This is a genomic window from Comamonas sp. GCA5, assembly GCF_036541385.1.
Lineage (GTDB): Bacteria > Pseudomonadota > Gammaproteobacteria > Burkholderiales > Burkholderiaceae_C > Comamonas > Comamonas aquatica.
Genome location: NZ_JAZHFR010000162.1, coordinates 1 through 2,403, shown reverse-complemented (window position 1 = coordinate 2,403; position 2,403 = coordinate 1). Strand labels below are relative to the sequence as shown.

The following is a 2,403-nucleotide window of genomic DNA, read 5'->3' as shown; positions in this document are numbered from 1 at the left end:
GCTTTGCCCGGCATGCGGCCCCGGCCCTGGGCGCCTGGCTGGCGCGCTTTCCGCAGCTGCGCCTGGGCCTGCTGCTGGACGACGCCACCATCGACCTGATCCAGGCGCGGGTGGACGTGGCCCTGCGCTTTGGCCACCTGCCCGACTCGACCTGGGTGGCGCGCAAGCTGGCCAGCACCCCCAACTGGCTGTGCGCCGCGCCGCGCTGGGTGGCCGCGCAGCCACAGCCGCTGCAGCACCCGGAACAGCTGAGCAGCGCGCACTGGCTGGCCCTGCACCGTTCCGGCGATGCCCTGCGCACCCTGCAGTGGCGCCACCGCGACACGCAGGCGCTGTACAGCCTGCAGCTGCTGCCGCACCTGCACAGCAACCACCAGATGGCCGTGCAGGAGCTGTGCGAGGCCGGCCTGGGCGTGGCCCTGCTGTCCGCCATCGACGTGGCCGACCGCGTGCGCGACGGCCACCTGGTGCGCCTGCTGCCCGACTGGGAGATGGGCCTGCTCGACATCTGGGCCGTGACGCCACAGCGCGATGCCCAGCCCGCCAAGGTGCGCCAGGCGATCGCCGAGCTGCAGGCCTACTTTGCGCAGCTGAACGGCACGCTGCGCTGACCCTGTACCGCCGCGCACCAAAACAAACAGCACCGTGGCCGGTGCTGTGGGTGGTTGGAAAAAGTTGATAGCTGACCGCGCTTGACCCGCGGGCATTTCAAAGGCTTAACCCATTGAAATGTTTGCAGAGCATGCGCCAGCCGCTCTTGTTTTCGCAGTCTCTCAGTTCGCGGCTTTTTCGCCGCGCTCGTACACGGCCGAGGCGCGGCCGACGATCAGCGAGTCCAGCTTGCCCACCTTCTCCAGGTCGCGGTTCTTGTAGGCCAGCTTGTGCAGCACATAGCGCATGGCGTTCAGGCGCGCGCGCTTCTTGCAGTCGCTCTTGATCACCGTCCAGGGCGCATCGGCGGTGTCGGTTTCGAAGAACATCGCCTCCTTGGCGCGCGTGTAGTCGTCCCACTTGTCCAGCGAAGCCTGGTCGATGGGGCTGAGCTTCCACTGCTTGAGCGGGTGCGTCTCGCGCTCCTTGAAGCGGCGGCGCTGCTCCTTGCGGCTGACGCTGAACCAGAACTTGATCACATGCACGCCGCTGTTGACCAGCATGCGCTCGAACTGCGGCGCATCCTGCATGAACTGGCGGTACTGCGCGTCCGTGCAAAAGCCCATCACGCGCTCCACGCCGGCGCGGTTGTACCAGCTGCGGTCCAGCAGCACGATCTCGCCCGCCGTGGGCAAGTGCTGCACGTAGCGCTGGAAGTACCACTGGCCCTGCTCGGTCGGCGAGGGCTTTTCCAGCGCCACCACGCGCGCACCGCGGGGGTTCAGGTGCTCCATGAAACGCTTGATGCTGCCGCCCTTGCCGGCCGCGTCGCGCCCTTCGAAAACGATGACCACGCGCTGGCCGGTCTCCTTGACCCAGGCCTGCAACTTCAGCAGCTCCACCTGCAGGCGGAACTTTTCCTTTTCATAGACCGAGCGGCGCAGCAGGTTGGCATACGGATAGCCGCCCTCCTTCCAGTCCTTGGCCAGCTCCTCGTCCGGGTTGGGGCGCGGCTCCTTCTTGCCGGTGCCGTCCAGCTTGTTCAAGGCCTTGCGCAGCGCCTTCTGGTCGTCGGGGTCGGAGCCTTCCAGCAGCGCACGCAGCGCCTTGGCACGTTCCTTGTCGGTACCCGGCGCGTCCAGCACGCTCAGCACCGCGGCCACCCGGCGCTTTTGCGCCGCCTGCGTGGCCTGGCCGGCCACGAACTGCTCGATCGACTTGGCATCCTGGCCCACCGCCACATCGCCGGCGGCGGCTTTGCGCTTGCCGTGCTCGGCCGGGGGTGCTTCGGATCGGGAATTGCTGGGGGTGGGCTTGTCGGCCATACGCGAAAACTCCTGCCCCTGCACGGCCGCGCGCCGTGCAGAGATTCATAAACAACATCACATCCAGCGCTTGACGATACCATTGACCGACACCCCTGCAAGGCATCGCACTGACAGCAGATGCCGTGCTTCTCTGTTGCCCTCGCCGGGTTTCCAGGTGAAAGTTCGATCTATGTCAATGTGCCCACCTGCCGCTTCGCTGTTCCGCCGCCCTGGCGTGGCACTGCTGTGCGCCCTGGCGGGCGCCTGGATCGCCGGGCCCGCCCAGGCCCAGGTGTTCCGCTGCACCGATGCCCAGGGGCGCATCACCTACACCGGCACCCCCTGCGCGCCCAGCCAGAGCGGCAAGGAGGTGCTGCCCGCCCCGACCCCGGAAGAGCGCGCCCAGCAGGAAGCCCAGTACCAGCAGGCCCTGGAACGCCGCCGCGCCGAGCAGGCGCTGCAGGCCGAGCGCGAAGCCGCCCAGGCCCAAAGCGACGCCGGCCCG

3 protein-coding genes are annotated in these 2,403 nt (G+C 68.0%); 2 read left to right on the top strand and 1 reads right to left on the bottom strand.

Features of this window, described 5'->3' with window-relative positions:
* Positions 1–611, top strand: a 611-nt coding sequence (locus SJH88_RS18890; protein ID WP_274755360.1) for a substrate binding domain-containing protein, incomplete at its 5' end; no start/stop codon positions are given.
* A gap of 162 nt (positions 612–773) precedes the next feature.
* On the opposite strand, the gene ppk2 is transcribed toward SJH88_RS18890, so the two are convergent.
* Positions 774–1,916, bottom strand: a complete 1,143-nt coding sequence (ppk2, locus tag SJH88_RS18885) for a polyphosphate kinase 2 (RefSeq protein WP_045266392.1) — start codon at positions 1,914–1,916, stop codon at positions 774–776.
* Positions 1,917–2,088: 172 nt separating this feature from the next.
* Here ppk2 and SJH88_RS18880 point away from each other — a divergent pair.
* Positions 2,089–2,403, top strand: a 315-nt coding sequence (locus SJH88_RS18880; protein ID WP_274755359.1) for a DUF4124 domain-containing protein, incomplete at its 3' end; no start/stop codon positions are given.